Genomic DNA, 15,050 nt, shown 5'->3' on the forward strand with positions numbered 1-15,050 from the left:
TAAATAATAATCCTGTGAATTTCCTGAGCGTTATCCTCAGGGAATCACCACTCCTCCCGGTCCAGGTACTGCACCTGGACTCGATGACGCCTTTGGAACCATGTAGATGTAGAAATCCTTTCCAACCTGCGAATTGTAACTGGAGACCGTCCCATGAGGGAACAATTCGTATAGCAGTTTAAGGTCAGCTTGGTCTTGTGGATTGATGATGAACAGCTTCGGCTGGGGGAAGTTGACAGTGTTATCAATTTGGTCAGGCATGATAGCCATATCCCGGGTAGGGTCACCGGCATTCATGCCCACCAGGCGCGTGTCCACCCAGTATGGATAAGGGACCACATAGGCATTGTTCATCCCGCCATACAGCTCGCCAAAATCACGGATGACGCTACCCATCTCGGAGCTATTGATGGAGGCCAGCACATAAGCCCGTTGGTACTGGTTGAAAACTAAGTCATAATTCCCCAGGGCGGAGAAGAAAATGAGCGCAATCGCAAGCCCCCACGAAAACCTTGACCCGCTTTTGGAAGGCATGCGTTGCTCAATACCCGACATCAACCCATCCAGGGCAATGGCAATGATGACAAAAACCGGCACAATGGCGCCTCCCGCCCGGTTCAAAGCCGGGTTCTCGTCCGGAAAGGCCAAAGATAGTATGGATGGCAGCATCAACACCGGTACTGAGATGAGCAAGGCTAGGTCTTGCCAGGTACGCCTGCGGATGTAGCGTACCAGCAGCAAGACCACACCGAGGAAGTACAGGGCTGCGGAGATAACATCCAGGGCCGGGCTGTTGGTCACCGAGTGGACCCAGATATTACCGTCCGACCAGAAGAACATGGTGGATGCGTTCCATAAGTTCTTAATGAAAATCAGCAAGGCGGGGCCAGGCAAAGAACGCTCAGATTCCCCCAGGCGTGAAAAAGCCCGGTAGTCAAAAAGGGAGGGATATTCGATCGCAAAGCGTAGCAGGGGCAGGAAGACAAGCAGGGAAATCAGGATCAGCACCATTAGCCCGGTAAATACCTGTAGCCTGCGGCCCCGGGCCTGAGGGTGAAGCAAGAACAGGCCAACAACGATCAACACGAGAATGGGCAAGATGCGGATGGGCGTGTAGCCGTGCAAGCCAATCCCCAGGGCCAAGCCCGACAGGATGAAATCGTTGCGCCTGCCAGTACGCAGGCCACGCATCAAGTAAAACAAGGTCGGAGCGACAAATAGCGGGTAGAGCGGGAAGCGTAGTCCGACACGGGAAATCACATTCGGCCAGTAACCAATGCCCGCAAACAGTAAGGCGAACAGTCCCACCCGGCGGTTGCCCAGCTCCTTACCCAGCAAGTAAACGAACGGCAGGGTAAGTAACCCCACCAGAACGGTGCCGATCTTCAGGCTCAGATAGGTATAGCCGGTGTGCAGCAGCTTGATGATCCCTGCCGTCAGGTACATTTGAATAGCTTCTCGCCCGGTATTGCGCGGGAAGAAGATCTGCGTTTGCCCATGGAGCACATCCCAAATATCCAGCAGCTTCTCGGCATGATCGCTGACCATCTCCGGGGGCACCTGGGTAATGCGGAAGGTGCGGAAGAAGACCACCAGCGCTAACACGGCAATGACGAGTAAAGCCCAACTGGAGATGGAGAACTTCCACGGAAAGTGCAGGTGATCCTTGAGCCACTGCCACCACCCCTTGAATGGCAGCTCTCCCTGCCAGAAAGCCAGGCAGGTAAATATCACCGCCAGAAGCCATACAGAGACATTGAGGACGGTGAAACGGTTTCCCCCGAGGAGCAGGAAGGCTACCAGGGCCAGGGGCAGACTGATGATCAGCCAGCGAGAACGCACGCGATAATCTTCGGGGTGATCTTCGGGCTCGGGCAGCTCGGCCGGCGCCCACTCGCCTTTCCATACTGCCCACACCAGCACGCCTGCCGCGAGTAAGTACAGGATCACGCCCGGGATCCACTGCCGGTTGGGGCGGGGAAGCAGGGATAATTGGGCCACCAGAGCCAACCCGAGGGCCAGCAAGGAGCGCCAGGGGAGCTCGAGGTGTGAGCGGGGCAGCACACGGGCCTGGGTTGAATCAGCCAGCAACTCCATCTGCTCAGGACGTTCTATGGATTGTTCAGTACTTTCTGGGGATGTTTGGGGGGCAGGTTCAGCGGCGGGAATTGCCAGTGGCTTCCCGTGCAGCAGGGATTTAAGGTAATCCAGAACCGTTGGTTCACGGTTCATTCTTTCGCCGCCACCACAATCAGGCTTTCACCCATACGAAGGGGAATAATACTCCATCCAAGAACAGCTTGCAAGCCCCCCGGCAGGCCAAAGAACAGCTTCTGCAGGGCGGTGGGGATGACTGGGAAATAAGGAGCATCCCAAAACCCATCGGAAAAGGCCTTTACCACCCGAAACTGGTTGAGACGCAAGCAGGCCAGCCATTCCTCGGGAGGCTTCAGGTTGATGTGGGTGGGATCCTGATACCCAATCCAGCCTGGGCCTTTCCTTTTCCGCATGGGCGAGCTCAAGTTAGGAGTGGCAAGGATGAGCGCACCGCCAGGCTTCAATACGCGGCTCATTTCGGCGATGGCTTGCTCAGGATGCTGCAGATGCTCCACCACATGCTTGGCTATCACGATTTCAAAAGAGGCCGGTGGAAAGGTAAAGCAATCATCGGCGGAAAGGACCGCAAAGTGCCCACCAGGCACATTCAGCTTCGCCTTGGCTAACGCCCATGGGTTGATATCGGTGCCATACACACCATAGTGCTCTGCCAGCCAGGAGAGCAGGTGGCCCATACCGCAGCCCAGCTCCAGTACGGCACCCCTGGCAGGCCCAAAGCGGCATGCCAGATGAGCATAATATCGGTTTGACCACCAATACTGGCTGTAACGCTTGAAGTTCACCCCAGCGTAAGGACCGGTTGAAAAGTAATCCTGATTAAACGGCTGGGTGCCGGGAGCAATCTGGCTCATGGGTTATCAGGTGCTCCGCGCAACAAAGAAGGTGAACGTACCCTCAGGATCAGGCTGGGCGATGGCATAGCGGCGTACATAACGCTCGGTAAAGAACAGGTTCCAGCGGTAAGGGGCGATGATCCAGTGCCCCGTGAGGGCATGTGGAAGTAACGTGGGCCCACCTAGGTAATGGCCCCACTCGAGGGTGCGCATAGCTTGGGGAGAAAAATAATGCCACCACTTCTCAAGTTTAAAGCCTGCCCCCTCCAGCCAGGTTTGCCAGGTTTCAGGCCATACGGCATGTTCAACACGCGACATGCGCCTGAACCAGGCAGTGTAGGCCTGTCCAGCGCCTTTTAAGGCAATTTTACCCAGCAAGCGGGGTATGGAAAGCTCACTCAGGTAGAGCGGGTTAGGCACGCAAAACAGGAAAATAGCCCCGGTTGCCATCACCCGCCTGAGTTCAGCCAGCACCTGCTGCACATGTGGGATGTGTTCCATGACCGAATTGCTGACCGCGCTGGAGAAATAGCCTTCTGGGAACGGTATCCGGCCGCCATCCGCCTGCACTAGTGACTTATAGCCACCATATTTCCTCGCCTGGTGGATAGGCCCGGTCCATGGGTCAAGCCCAACATCCAATTTACGCTCGAAGGTGATGCTGGCAAAATGTCCATCGCCACAGCCCAGGTCGAGGGTGGGTGAAGTCAGCTCAAACTGCTGGTAAAATTCAGCCTCCACAGCCCTGAGCATGGCCCGAAAATAGGGCAGCTCACGCAGGTTTAGCCAGAGGAAATCAGGGTGGGTCATGTGAAAATCACCAGGATAGTGGGGCGATCACATCATCAGGGATCAGGAGGCATTCTCCACCGGCGAGCGGGTGATCGTCCTTTCTTTGAGCAGGCTGCGAAACAACTGTTCATAAGCTTCAGCAATATGCTCGGATGAAAACATCGTTTTTACTCCCTCAACATCGCCGGTATAGCGCTCCGGCTGATCGAGCACCTCGTTAATCCCCTGCGCCAGGGAGTGAGCATCTGCCGGCGGAATGAGGCGCCCCATGCCAGTGATCTTCACCGGTTCGCGCACGCCAGGAATATTGGAAGCCACTACCGGCGTGCCGCTGGCCATCGATTCCACCTGCACGATCCCGAACGATTCGGTGCTGTTGGTGCTGGGTAAGACGGTCACGTCGCAAAGCTGGTAGAATGCGGCTAGCTCCGCCGCGGGAAGGATTCCCATGAAGGTCCAGTGATTATCCAGGGCTTCGATCCTTGGTTTCAGCTTGGCGGCATACTCCTCTTCACCAAGGACGTTCTGGTACTGCCCGACATGCAGCACGCGTGCCTGTGGATGCCTCTTTAAGATCTCGGGCATGGCTTCCACCAGGTATTCCACCCCTTTCTCAGCGGCCAGGCGGGCAACCATCCCAATCACGCGCTGACCAGGCTCCAACATGGCTTTTTCCTTTAAGCTCTGCAGGTCATCCTGTGTGGGGGAAGCCAGTTCCACCGGGGTGGGGATGGCGCGAATTTTCAGCAGGTAATGGCGCAGGAAGGCGGATTCTCGGGCGTAATCCAGGGTGTTTACCACCACCTCATTCGATAGACTTAATGACATATGGTTAGCCAGGTGCGATACCTGGTTGGCGATGGCATGGATGAAGCCTTTAGGAAGCAGCAAGTCACAATGATAAGTGAGCACCACAGGCTTGTGCAGCAAGCGGCTGATCAGGGCGATATAGGAAGCGTCAAGCTGAGGCAGGTGCAGATGTACGACGTCTGCCCGGCGGATGTTCACCCATGCCCAATACCACATGCTCGGCATGAGCACCCCTTTGCTGACGTGCATCAGCACATGCGGCCGGATGACCTGCACGCCATCCCTGACCTCACGAGCAGGCAGGCTACGGTCATAGCGCGAGGTCAGCACGGTCACCTGGTGCCCACGCCTCGTCAGGGCACGCGCCAGGCGCTCGGCGTAAATGGTCAGGCCTGAATAATGGGGGCGGTAGTAGGTAAGGGTGGTCAGGATCCGCATAGCAATAGCACAGACGCAACGCGCGGCTTAAATGTTTCCGTCAGCCGGATGCTCGGGTTCTCCTTCAGTTTTCATTTTCCCCAGGCGGGTGTACATCCCGGATAGCGATTCTCCATCCTTGTACAGACCATAACCGCCTATCAGGCTGGTGAGGACATAACTGGTGATGTGCACTGACAAGGCAAAGGCCGTGGCTGTGGCAGCGTTCACCCCTGTACCGGTCAGGGCAACCACTAAAGCTGCCTCGAAAACACCCAGCGCCCCAGGCGATGAGGGTGCAGCAACTCCCAATGCGCCTACACCCAAGGCGAAGAGCACTCCCAGCAGGCCGGGGGAGGGGAAGAAAGCCCGCAGGAACAGGTAATACTGCAGGACGGCCACCAGCCAGTTCAGCGTCTCCCACCCCAGCGCTTCCAGGAACAGGCGGCTGTCGGTAATGATGGCTAGCCCGTCAAAGAAGGCGATCACCCGCTTGCCGGTCAGCTTAAGCACCATGCTTGATCGCTGAGCCAGTCGCTCTATCCAACCCAGCACCCGCTGGCGGTTACGCGCCAGGATGTATATGCCAAGTAACCCAACCACCACGATGAATGCGATAGTGATGGCGGCTTCTCTGGCCCAAGAGACACCGATTACAAAGGGCAGGGTACTGAGAAAGATCCCCGCGGCAAATGCCAGGTCGAGGGCTCGCTCGATGATAATTGACGGGATTACCTGCCAGAAATCAATGTGAGCCTTACGCCCGATAAGGAATGCCCGCCCAATTTCCCCCAGGCGCAGGGGCAGGATATTGTTGAGCAAGTAACCTTCATTAACAGTGATGAATGCATCCCGATAGGAGGCTTTCTTTTGCAACAATGTGCGCCAGAAAAATCCGCGCACGATCAGCCATAGGATCTCTGTCAGAAGCCCTAAGAACAGGAAGGTGGGATTGGCTTGCTGCACCGCCAGGACAAATTTCTTCGGATCCAGCATGCGAAATACGATCACCAGGGCTACCACGCTGATGATCAGCCCAGGCAAGATACGCTTCCAATTACCCCTGCTTGAGGCTGTCGCGATCTTACTCCTCCCCAATGCGCAGCACCGCCAAGAAGGCTTCCTGGGGGATTTCAACATTACCAACCATCTTCATACGCTTCTTGCCGCGCTTCTGCTTTTCCAGCAACTTCTTCTTACGGGAGATGTCACCCCCGTAGCATTTCGCCAGCACATCCTTGCGTAGAGGCTTAATATTGGCGCGTGAGATCACCCGCCCTGCAGCATAAGCCTGGATGGGAACCAGGAACAGCTGGCGCGGGATGACATCCTTGAGCTTGGTGATGACCGCCTGCCCCTTGTGATAGGCATCGTTGCGGTGCACGATGGTCGCCAGGGCATCCACCGGTTCTTCGTTGACCAGGATCTCCAGCTTGACCAGGTCGTCCTGGCGGTATTCGGCAAACTGGTAATCCAGTGAAGCATAACCACGCGTGCGCGATTTAAGCAAATCGAAGAAATCCACGATGAGCTCGGAAAGGGGAATCTCAAAGTTGAGCTGGACGCGGTTGGGGGCGGGGTAATCCTGGGTGGTGAACACACCGCGCTTCTTCTTAACCAGCTCCATGATCGTTCCGTAGAATTCCGTGGGGCTGAAAACCTCGATGTTCATCCACGGCTCGCGGATCTCCTGGATGAGCATCTCATCCGGCAAATCAGCGGGAGAGTCGATCAATATGGTCTCGCCAGTCAGCAGCACCACCTCGTATTCCACCGAAGGAGAAGTGACGATGATGTCCAGGTCGTATTCGCGCTCCAGGCGCTCCTGGATGATCTCCATGTGGAACATGCCCAAAAAGCCACAGCGAAAACCAAAGTTCAGCGCCTGGGAAGTTTCGGGCTCGAAGGTCAGGGAGGCATCGTTGAGCTGTAGTTTATCCAGGGCATCCTTCAGGTCGGCGTAATCCTCGCCCTCCACGGGGTAGATGCCGGCGAAGACCATCGGCTTCACCTTGCGATAACCTGGCAGGGGCTCGGCCGCTGGGGTGGCGACGTTGGTGAAGGTATCGCCCACCCGGCATTCATGCACGGTCTTCAAACCGGTGGCGATGTAGCCCACTTCACCCGATAGCAAGGTGATCACTGGGCGCAGGTCAGGGGTAAAAATGCCAATCTCAACCGGCTTGACATGGAAGCCAGTGGCCATCAGCAGCAGGGAGTCGGTATGGTCGATCCGCCCATCCATCAGGCGCACATAGGCCACCACACCTTTGTATGAGTCGTAGTGTGAATCGAAGATGAGCGCCCGCAGGGGAGCTTGCTCATCACCTTGGGGAGGTGGCACCTGCCTGACGATGACTTCCAATACTTCCTCGACATGGGTGCCCTCCTTGGCTGAGATGCGGATGATCTCATCCGGAGGCGTGCCGAGCAGGCTGCTGATCTCCTGAGCCACTTCGTCTGGCCGGGCAGAAGGCAGGTCGATTTTGTTGATGATGGGGATGATTTCCAGGTCAGCTTCCAGGGCACTGTACAGGTTAGCCAGGGTCTGAGCTTCGATGCCCTGGCTGGCATCCACCACCAGCAAAGCACCCTCGCAGGCTTCCAGAGCACGGCTAACCTCATATCCAAAATCGACGTGTCCTGGGGTGTCGATCAGGTTCAGCTCGTACTTCTCGCCATCCCAGGCGGTGTAGCTCATGCGCACGGCAGAAGCCTTGATCGTTACACCTTTTTCGCGCTCCAGGTCCATGCTATCGAGGATTTGCTCGGTGGTATCGCGGTCAGACACGGTACCGGTGAGATGTAACAGCCGGTCCGCCAGGGTGGACTTCCCGTGATCGATATGGGCGATGATGCAAAAGTTACGTATATGTTCCGAGGTCATTGACGGGGCATAGTATAACCCATTTTAATGTATGAAAGGCAATGCGCCTGGTGAGGCTGGATTAATTTTGCGCCTCAAACAGCGTATCGACCAGGCTTTCGATCGAGACCTGCTGCTCAGCCGGATATTCCAGCCAGGCCAGGAATTCCACGTTGCCTTTCGGCCCGGTGATGGGGCTGCGGATCAGCCCATGCAAGGCATATCCAAGTGGGATGGTTGAGCCCAGCACATCCAATAACACCTGACGATGGAGCAGGGGGTCCCGGATCACACCCTTGCCCCGGGCTACTTCATGGCGACCGGCTTCGAATTGCGGCTTGACCAGGCTGATCACCGTCCCGCCTTGCCCATCCGTAGCCAGCCAGCTCATCACCACCGGCAGGATGATTTTCAATGATATGAAGGAGACATCGACAGTGACCAGTTGAACCGGCTCTGGAAGGACCTCAACGAAACGGGCATTGGTATCTTCCATCACCACCACGCGCGGGTCTTGGCGTAGCTTCCAATCCAGGATGCCATGCCCGACATCGATGGCATACACCCGCAGCGCACCATGTTGCAGCAAGCAATCGGTGAACCCGCCTGTGGATGCTCCAACATCGGCACACAGCTTGCCCTTCACTTGAATGGGGAAGGCTTGCAGGGCAGCAGCCAGTTTTTCACCCCCGCGCGAGACAAAGCGCGGCCCCTGATCGATTTCAAGAATGGCATCCGCCTGCACGCTTGCCGCGGCTCGCAGCACTACCTGCCCGTCGACGCGCACCTGACCAGCCATCACCAGGCGCTGTGCCAACGAGCGGCTCTCCGCCAGCCCGCGCTCCACCAACAGCACATCCAGCCGCGATTTTCCCATAGGCATATATTAACTCAGATTCGGACGATGAAAGCAGTGATTCTCGTACCATAAATTGATGATTCTCAGGTAAACTAATATGAATAAGAACATGTCTCTCGCCTGGGTGAAGCCACTGCTTAAAACGATGCGCCCGCGCCATTGGGTGAAAAACGGGCTGCTATTCATCCCGCTTATCTTCGATAAACAGCTGACCAACTGGGTTGCCCTGGGTCGCACAATCCTGGGGGTCATCCTGTTCTGCCTGCTTTCAAGCCTCATTTACATCATCAATGACCTGGTGGACCTGGAAGCTGACAAGAAGCACCCGCTTAAAAGCCAGCGGCCGCTGCCATCCGGTGCCCTGAAGGTGCGCACGGCCAAGGCGGCAGGCATCCTGCTGACTTTAATCGTATTCATCCCAGCTGCTTTGCTCTCGCTAGAATTTGCCTTGATCGGTTTGGCCTACCTGGTGCTCAACCTGGCTTACTCAGCCTGGCTCAAGCATGCCCCCATCCTGGATGTGATGTGCCTGGCCAGCTTTTACGTCTTGCGTGTGGCCGCCGGGGTGTCACTGATCACCGTCACGCGCTTCTCCCCCTGGCTGTATGTCTTCACCACCTTCCTGGCCCTTTACCTGGGAATCGGCAAGCGACGGGCTGAGCTCAGCTTGCTGGCCGGAGAGGCGAACGCTCACCGGAAATCGCTGGGGGAATACACCCTGCCGCTGCTTGACCAGCTTATCTTGATCGTCTCGAGCAGCTCGATCATCACTTACAGCTTATACACCTTCTCAGCACCCAACCTGCCTGCCAACCACACCATGATGCTGACCATCCCGTTTGTGATCTACGGCATCTTTCGCTACTTGTGGCTTATCCAGGTTAAGGAATATGGCGGCGAGCCTGAGGAGGTGCTACTGAACGACCGGCCACTGCAGATCACGATCTTTTTGTGGGCACTGGCCATCCTGGTCATTTTCTATTCCTCCCCTGTTTGATCTACAATATTAAAATGCCCGCCTTTTCTGCATCAGCACCTGGAAAAGTGATTTTATTCGGCGAACACGCAGTGGTTTACGGGCAGCCGGCGATCGCTGTGCCTGTGCTGCAAGTGCGCGCCAAAGCCATCGTGAACATGGACCCGCGCGCTCCATCCGGTTCGGTCAGGCTACAGGCGCCCGACATCGGCCTGGAAGCGAACCTGAGTGACCTGCCAGAGAGCCACCCCCTGGCAGCAGTGATCCACAAGGCTGCTGAGGTTATTCAGGTGAAGCGTTTGCCAGCCTGCACCATCAAGGTGACTTCCACCATCCCGATCGCTGGGGGGATGGGTTCGGGAGCAGCAGTGTCGGTAGCCATCCTGCGGGCTTTTTCAGCTTCCCTCGGTCACCCGTTGACCGATGAGCAGGTATCGGATATCGCCTACCAGGTGGAAGTGATCCATCACGGTACCCCGTCAGGCATCGATAACACGGTTATCACCTATGCCCGGCCGGTGTATTATATTAAAGACAAACCAATTGAGCTCCTGCAGGTGAAACAACCCTTCATCCTGGTCATCGGTGATACGGGAATCCACAGCCCGACCGCCAGAGCCGTAGGTGACCTGCGAGATGCATGGGAGAAAGATCGCTCATTCTATGAAAGTTTGTTCGACAATATCGGGGAAATCGCCTCCACAGCCAGCGCGGCTATCAGAGCCGGCAAAGTTGACGCCCTGGGATCATTAATGAACCATAACCACAGCCTGCTGCAGGAACTGGGAATATCATCTCCAGCACTAGATAGCCTGGTGGAAGCTGCCAGGTCAGCGGGTGCGCAGGGAGCCAAGCTCTCCGGCGCTGGGCGGGGCGGCAGCATGATCGCCATGGTCACCTCAGAGACGTCCAGCCAAGTGGCAGAGTCACTGCTAGCTGCCGGGGCCGTTCGCACGATCACCACCGAGGTACCCACAACATGAGCCCCCGGCTGGTTTTCCTCAAGTTAGGTGGCTCGTTGATCACCGTCAAAGCCCAACCCCACACCCCGCGCATGGATGTGCTGGCTCGCCTGGCAGGGGAGATCGCCGAAGCACGATCGCAGGACCAAGGTTTACAAATCATCCTGGGGCACGGCTCGGGCTCATTTGGGCATGTACCCGCCAGCAAATATCACACCCGCCAGGGAATACATTCAACAGAAGAGTGGCTGGGTTTCGCAGAAGTCTGGCAAGAAGCGTCTGAATTGAATCGCCTGGTGATGCAATCCCTCGAACAGGCCGGCCTACCGGTGATGGTATTCTCGCCTTCCGCCACGGTGATCTCCAGGGATGGCAAAGTGGCAATCTGGAACCTGATCCCGCTGCGTAGCTCGCTTGAGGAAGGGCAGCTCCCGGTGGTCTACGGAGATGTAGTCTTCGACCTTATGCGTGGCGGGACGATTCTATCCACCGAAGACCTGTTCTCCTATCTCGTGCCCATATTCAGACCGGTGCTTTTGCTCGAGGCGGGCATTGAACCCGGCGTGTGGCAGGATTATCCCACGAACACCAGGCTGCTGAGGGAGATTACACCCCAAAGTTTTCCTATCATCCAGGCTAGCGTTAAAGGCTCAGCCACTACGGACGTGACCGGCGGTATGCTTGACAAGGTTCACCAGGTTTTAACCATGGTGGAGCGTGTGCCAGGGCTAAACGCTTCCATCTTTTCGGCTGAGCCCCCCGGCAGCCTGCTGCGTGCGCTGTTGGGCGAAAATATGGGCACCCTGCTCCACGGCTAAGAGCCGGTGTGAGCTCCATAATATCCGGGGTTATAATATGGTTCGGATAAAACAAGTCTGAAAAGGCGAAAACAGGGCGAAAATATGTATTTTACGCGTAAAGAGCTTGAAAAAATTGAGGACCTGAGCCTGGCACCCTATGGCATCCGTAGCAAGGATTCGAAGGGGCGCTGCTACCCGGAGGAGGAGCCAGAATATCGCACTGCTTTCCAGCGCGATCGCGACCGCATCCTGCACACCACCGCCTTCCGTCGGCTGGAATACAAGACCCAGGTATTTATTAATTATGAGGGTGACTATTACCGCACGCGGCTGACCCACACCCTGGAAGTCTCGCAGATCGGGAGGACGATCGCCCGTGCCTTGGGCGCCAACCCCGAGCTGACCGAAGCGATCTGCCTGGCACACGACCTGGGACACCCGCCCTTTGGACACAACGGTGAGGCCACCCTGGCACGCCTGATGAAGGACCATGGCGGGTTTGATCACAACCGTCAGTCATTGCGCATCGTCGCCAAACTCGAGCAGCGCTACCAAGACTTCCCCGGCCTCAATCTCACCTGGGAGGTACGAGAGGGGATCGTCAAGCACGAGTCGGAATACGATATCGCTGATGCACGCGAATACGATGCCGACCTGCGCGGCCATCTGGAAGCACAGATCACCAATATCGCCGACGAGCTATCCTATACCGCCCACGACCTGGACGATGGACTGCGCTCAGGGATGATCAGCACTCACATGCTGGAAGGCATCACTTTGTGGGAGATCCTGGTGGAGAGCGTTGGCTGGAGAGGTCAGGTGCTGGACGATCTGGCGCGCCATCGCATGATCCGCAACCTGATCGATATGGAAGTGAGCGACATGATCCAGGCGACCAACAGCCAGCTGCGCGAAAGCGGGGTACGTTCGGTGATCGATCTGCAGAGTCTGTCTTATAACGTGGTGACCTTTAGCGAGGAGATGCACCAGCGCAACCGCCAGCTGAAGGACTTCCTGTACAGCAATCTCTACCGCCACCACCGCGTGGTGCGTATGGCGGTAAAGGCTGAGAGGATCATCACGGACCTATTCAAAGCCTACTTGCAGGAACCCGCCATCCTGCCCAACCACGTCCAGGAATTGACTAGGGAGCGGGGTTTGGAACGGACGATCTGTGACTATATTGCTGGGATGACTGACCGCTTCGCAGTGGAAGAATACCAGAAGCTATTTGACCCGGTGATGAAACCTTAGAGGTAATCTATGGAACAGGAAATTTACTTGACACCCGAAGGTGCTGAAAAAATAAAGCTCGAGCTGGTGGAGCTGAAAGGCCCGAAGCGAGATGAGATGGCCAAGCGGCTGCGCTCCGCCATCCAGATGGGTGACCTCTCCGAAAACGCTGATTATCATAAAGCCAAGGAAGACCAGGCGTTCATGGAGGGCCGCATCCAAGAGCTTGAATACCTGCTGAAAAATGCCATCCTCATCGACACAAGTGCAGTGCCAGGTGATACTGTCCAGGTCGGCAGCCACGTTACAGTCCAGGAAGGGAATGACCCTGAGGAGACCTTTTGGCTGGTTGGCGCCAAGGAAGCTGACCCGCGCAACGGTATGATTTCCAACGAATCACCCATCGGCAGTGCGTTGTTGGGTGGACGGGTAGGCGACGAAGTGTCTGCCGATACCCCTGGTGGAACGATCAAACTGAGAATCCTAAAAATTGAATAAAAATTACTGATTACATATTTGCCTTGTCCAGACGTTTGACTTGGTTGGATAAAATCATCAACCTGAATTTTTTTCAACATTCAGGATGATCAACTCTTTTAACACGTCTATATTAACCTCGCGCAATCTCTTAAGATAGAGACAGCCTTTCCCGGTCTTATATTTCCCTAGCTTATCCAGCAATTTAATATCCTGGAGACCTCCGAAGGTCAAATAAAGAGTCAGGTTCTCCTTGCGAGGTGAAAAACCCACCAGAAACCAATCACCTTCGCGTCCACTTTCATAGCGATAATGCCGATCACCAAAGCCAATAATGCTGGAACCCCACATCCTGGGTTCTGCTTCAGTGATTTGCCGCATCATCTCTAAAATAACAAATGAATCATTTCGTTTGGTTACGTCTTCAATTGTATTTAGGTATTCTTCAACACTGGCTTCACTCGGTTTTGTTTTTAATTCGGACATGGGTTCCTCCAGCCAAATGAATTCAGATTAACCCTCTAAAAATTCTGTAAGCCCAACTTAGTATTTCACATTTTCATTAAAAATGACAGTATGTTACTATGAGAAAATGAAAAGAGTGGACCAGTCAACGCCAGTCCACTCTTTAGCGAGTTGATGGGTATATTACTGCTTCTGCCAGATAGCCAGCTCAAGCACCAGCGAATCGAAGTAGCTGTTCTCGGGCATGGCGCCCTGGCCGTAAGCCATGTCGACCACACGTGCCACCAATCGCAAGGTGGCAGTTTCCAGGATCGTTTGCCCACCGGCAACAGCCTGGAATGGCTCACCCTTGGCTTCCAGCTTCTGGCGAATGGTCGGGTCGTTGAAGGCGTGATCGCTCATCAGCACCTTGGTCACCGTCTGGATGTCATTCTTGTCGAACAGCCAGACCTCAAAAGCGGTGACTTTCTTGGGAACACCTACCCCGATGGTCTCGGAAATCCCCACACCACACTCGCCCAGGAATTCACCTGAAGGCGAATCGATGCTGAATGAGTCATCGAACAGGTCATCGCCGGCCTTATAGGAAGCCATAAACTGCACCATGGGGGCTTGCTCGGAGGTCGCCGGGTAATTGGTCCACTCAGTTGGGGCCACTTCTTCGGACGAGATTGTTTCCATACTGGGGGCAGTAGGGGCATTCTTCTTGCGGTTCTGTAGGACGAGATAAGCTACAAGCGCGGCACCCACCAGGAGGGTGATCACGCAAAACACGATCAGCAAAGTGCCAAGGTTGGATTTTCCAGTAGTCGTCCCGGCAGCTGTGGGTGCTACACCTGGTGCGGTGGTGGTAGGTATCACACCGGGTGCGGTGGTTTGTGCAGGTAGTTGGGCGGGGGCTGAAACCGCAGCACCGTATTGAACAATCAGATTAGGGTCGATATTACCGGGTGAAGACTGCACCGCTGCCAGGACAGTCGGTCCAAATTCCCCCAGGGCGTCATATTCGGCTTTAGCGGTGGCGGCATCACCTGTGGCGCCGTAGGAAATGATCGACATCCGCATCCACCAGTCTTGGTAACCGGGGTGCATGTTAGAGGGGGCAGCATCATACCACTGGACAGGCCACAACCACCAGCCTAATACCACCAACCCGACAAATAATCCCACCACCAGGCCTAGGATACCAGTCACCAGTGGTTTCTGGGCATACTCACGCGCCTGGTCGGCTAGGGATTGCGGTGTTGGAGGTTGATCCATCTGTAATTGATCCAGCTGATTATCGTCCATGGCTAATCTCCTGGCCTAAAATTCTAATGGGAAGATAGGCAAAATTTCAAGTAAGGATGAGTACAACGGTTCTAATTTTAGACCAATGTGGTGAAAAATGCAACTATCTTTGACCAATGCAGAGAAGTTGCAAGAGAAATGCCAGGTGGATA

The 15,050-nt window shown here is 55.5% G+C and carries 14 protein-coding genes; 5 read left to right on the plus strand and 9 right to left on the minus strand.

From position 1 onward, the window contains the following. Window positions 1-36: 36 nt before the first annotated feature. The 7 genes from C3F13_02185 to C3F13_02215 form a co-directional block, all read right to left on the minus strand. The gene (locus C3F13_02185) at window positions 37-2,232 is read right to left on the minus strand and encodes a hypothetical protein (GenBank protein ID PWB56369.1); all 2,196 of its coding nucleotides are present in this window, start codon (window positions 2,230-2,232) and stop codon (window positions 37-39) included. Further along, window positions 2,229-2,969 carry a hypothetical protein gene (locus C3F13_02190; protein ID PWB56370.1) on the minus strand — a complete coding sequence of 247 codons (741 nt, stop codon included), beginning with the start codon at window positions 2,967-2,969 and terminating at the stop codon, window positions 2,229-2,231. The genes C3F13_02185 and C3F13_02190 overlap by 4 nt, the downstream gene beginning before the upstream one ends. Window positions 2,970-2,975: 6 nt before the next feature. Further along, entirely contained in the window at window positions 2,976-3,761 is a 786-nt protein-coding gene (locus C3F13_02195; GenBank protein ID PWB56371.1) for a hypothetical protein, read from the minus strand. A 42-nt stretch (window positions 3,762-3,803) separates the two neighbouring features. Continuing rightward, window positions 3,804-4,991 (minus strand): glycosyltransferase family 1 protein, encoded by a 1,188-nt coding sequence (locus tag C3F13_02200; GenBank protein PWB56372.1) that lies wholly within the window; start codon window positions 4,989-4,991, stop codon window positions 3,804-3,806. Window positions 4,992-5,018: 27 nt separating this feature from the next. After that, on the minus strand, window positions 5,019-6,110 hold the full coding sequence (locus tag C3F13_02205) for a hypothetical protein (protein ID PWB56373.1): 1,092 nt from the start codon (window positions 6,108-6,110) through the stop codon (window positions 5,019-5,021). Next, window positions 6,055-7,857: an elongation factor 4 gene (locus C3F13_02210; protein PWB56374.1), complete on the minus strand. Its 1,803-nt coding sequence runs from the start codon at window positions 7,855-7,857 to the stop codon at window positions 6,055-6,057. The genes C3F13_02205 and C3F13_02210 overlap by 56 nt, the downstream gene beginning before the upstream one ends. Before the next feature lie 61 nt (window positions 7,858-7,918). Next, the gene (locus C3F13_02215; GenBank protein ID PWB56375.1) at window positions 7,919-8,719 is read right to left on the minus strand and encodes a TlyA family rRNA (cytidine-2'-O)-methyltransferase; all 801 of its coding nucleotides are present in this window, start codon (window positions 8,717-8,719) and stop codon (window positions 7,919-7,921) included. An 85-nt stretch (window positions 8,720-8,804) separates the two neighbouring features. Here C3F13_02215 and C3F13_02220 point away from each other — a divergent pair, with 85 nt between their 5' ends. The 5 genes from C3F13_02220 (at window position 8,805) to C3F13_02240 (ending at window position 13,164) form a co-directional block, all read left to right on the plus strand. Then, entirely contained in the window at window positions 8,805-9,692 is an 888-nt protein-coding gene (locus C3F13_02220; GenBank protein PWB56440.1) for a decaprenyl-phosphate phosphoribosyltransferase, read from the plus strand. A gap of 14 nt (window positions 9,693-9,706) precedes the next feature. Next, window positions 9,707-10,654 (plus strand): mevalonate kinase, encoded by a 948-nt coding sequence (gene mvk / locus C3F13_02225; protein PWB56376.1) that lies wholly within the window; start codon window positions 9,707-9,709, stop codon window positions 10,652-10,654. Beyond that, entirely contained in the window at window positions 10,651-11,451 is an 801-nt protein-coding gene (locus C3F13_02230; GenBank protein ID PWB56377.1) for a hypothetical protein, read from the plus strand. Before mvk ends, C3F13_02230 begins: the two co-directional genes overlap by 4 nt. A gap of 84 nt (window positions 11,452-11,535) precedes the next feature. After that, window positions 11,536-12,687, plus strand: a complete 1,152-nt coding sequence (locus tag C3F13_02235) for a deoxyguanosinetriphosphate triphosphohydrolase (GenBank protein ID PWB56378.1) — start codon at window positions 11,536-11,538, stop codon at window positions 12,685-12,687. A gap of 9 nt (window positions 12,688-12,696) precedes the next feature. Continuing rightward, window positions 12,697-13,164 carry a transcription elongation factor GreA gene (locus tag C3F13_02240; protein PWB56379.1) on the plus strand — a complete coding sequence of 156 codons (468 nt, stop codon included), beginning with the start codon at window positions 12,697-12,699 and terminating at the stop codon, window positions 13,162-13,164. A 57-nt stretch (window positions 13,165-13,221) separates the two neighbouring features. Here C3F13_02240 and C3F13_02245 read toward each other — a convergent pair whose 3' ends face one another. Both C3F13_02245 and C3F13_02250 read right to left on the minus strand, forming a co-directional pair. Beyond that, the gene (locus C3F13_02245; GenBank protein ID PWB56380.1) at window positions 13,222-13,629 is read right to left on the minus strand and encodes a hypothetical protein; all 408 of its coding nucleotides are present in this window, start codon (window positions 13,627-13,629) and stop codon (window positions 13,222-13,224) included. A gap of 162 nt (window positions 13,630-13,791) precedes the next feature. Beyond that, window positions 13,792-14,898, minus strand: a complete 1,107-nt coding sequence (locus C3F13_02250; GenBank protein ID PWB56381.1) for a hypothetical protein — start codon at window positions 14,896-14,898, stop codon at window positions 13,792-13,794. Window positions 14,899-15,050: the final 152 nt, after the last annotated feature.

This window comes from Anaerolineales bacterium, assembly GCA_003105035.1.
Lineage (GTDB): Bacteria > Chloroflexota > Anaerolineae > Anaerolineales > UBA4823 > FEB-25.

Bases quoted from the DNA above. Each gene is read 5' to 3' on its own strand.
- C3F13_02230 (PWB56377.1), top strand. From the start codon at position 10,651: ATGAGCCCCCGGCTGGTTTTCCTCAAGTTAGGTGGCTCGTTGATCACC.
- C3F13_02220 (PWB56440.1), top strand. From the start codon at position 8,805: ATGTCTCTCGCCTGGGTGAAGCCACTGCTTAAAACGATGCGCCCGCGC.
- C3F13_02190 (PWB56370.1), bottom strand. From the start codon at position 2,969: ATGAGCCAGATTGCTCCCGGCACCCAGCCGTTTAATCAGGATTACTTT.
- C3F13_02195 (PWB56371.1), bottom strand. From the start codon at position 3,761: ATGACCCACCCTGATTTCCTCTGGCTAAACCTGCGTGAGCTGCCCTAT.
- C3F13_02215 (PWB56375.1), bottom strand. From the start codon at position 8,719: ATGCCTATGGGAAAATCGCGGCTGGATGTGCTGTTGGTGGAGCGCGGG.
- C3F13_02200 (PWB56372.1), bottom strand. From the start codon at position 4,991: ATGCGGATCCTGACCACCCTTACCTACTACCGCCCCCATTATTCAGGC.
- C3F13_02235 (PWB56378.1), top strand. From the start codon at position 11,536: ATGTATTTTACGCGTAAAGAGCTTGAAAAAATTGAGGACCTGAGCCTG.
- C3F13_02250 (PWB56381.1), bottom strand. From the start codon at position 14,898: ATGGACGATAATCAGCTGGATCAATTACAGATGGATCAACCTCCAACA.
- C3F13_02240 (PWB56379.1), top strand. From the start codon at position 12,697: ATGGAACAGGAAATTTACTTGACACCCGAAGGTGCTGAAAAAATAAAG.
- mvk (PWB56376.1), top strand. From the start codon at position 9,707: ATGCCCGCCTTTTCTGCATCAGCACCTGGAAAAGTGATTTTATTCGGC.
- C3F13_02205 (PWB56373.1), bottom strand. From the start codon at position 6,110: ATGTTGAAATCCCCCAGGAAGCCTTCTTGGCGGTGCTGCGCATTGGGG.
- C3F13_02210 (PWB56374.1), bottom strand. From the start codon at position 7,857: ATGACCTCGGAACATATACGTAACTTTTGCATCATCGCCCATATCGAT.
- C3F13_02185 (PWB56369.1), bottom strand. From the start codon at position 2,232: ATGAACCGTGAACCAACGGTTCTGGATTACCTTAAATCCCTGCTGCAC.
- C3F13_02245 (PWB56380.1), bottom strand. From the start codon at position 13,629: ATGTCCGAATTAAAAACAAAACCGAGTGAAGCCAGTGTTGAAGAATAC.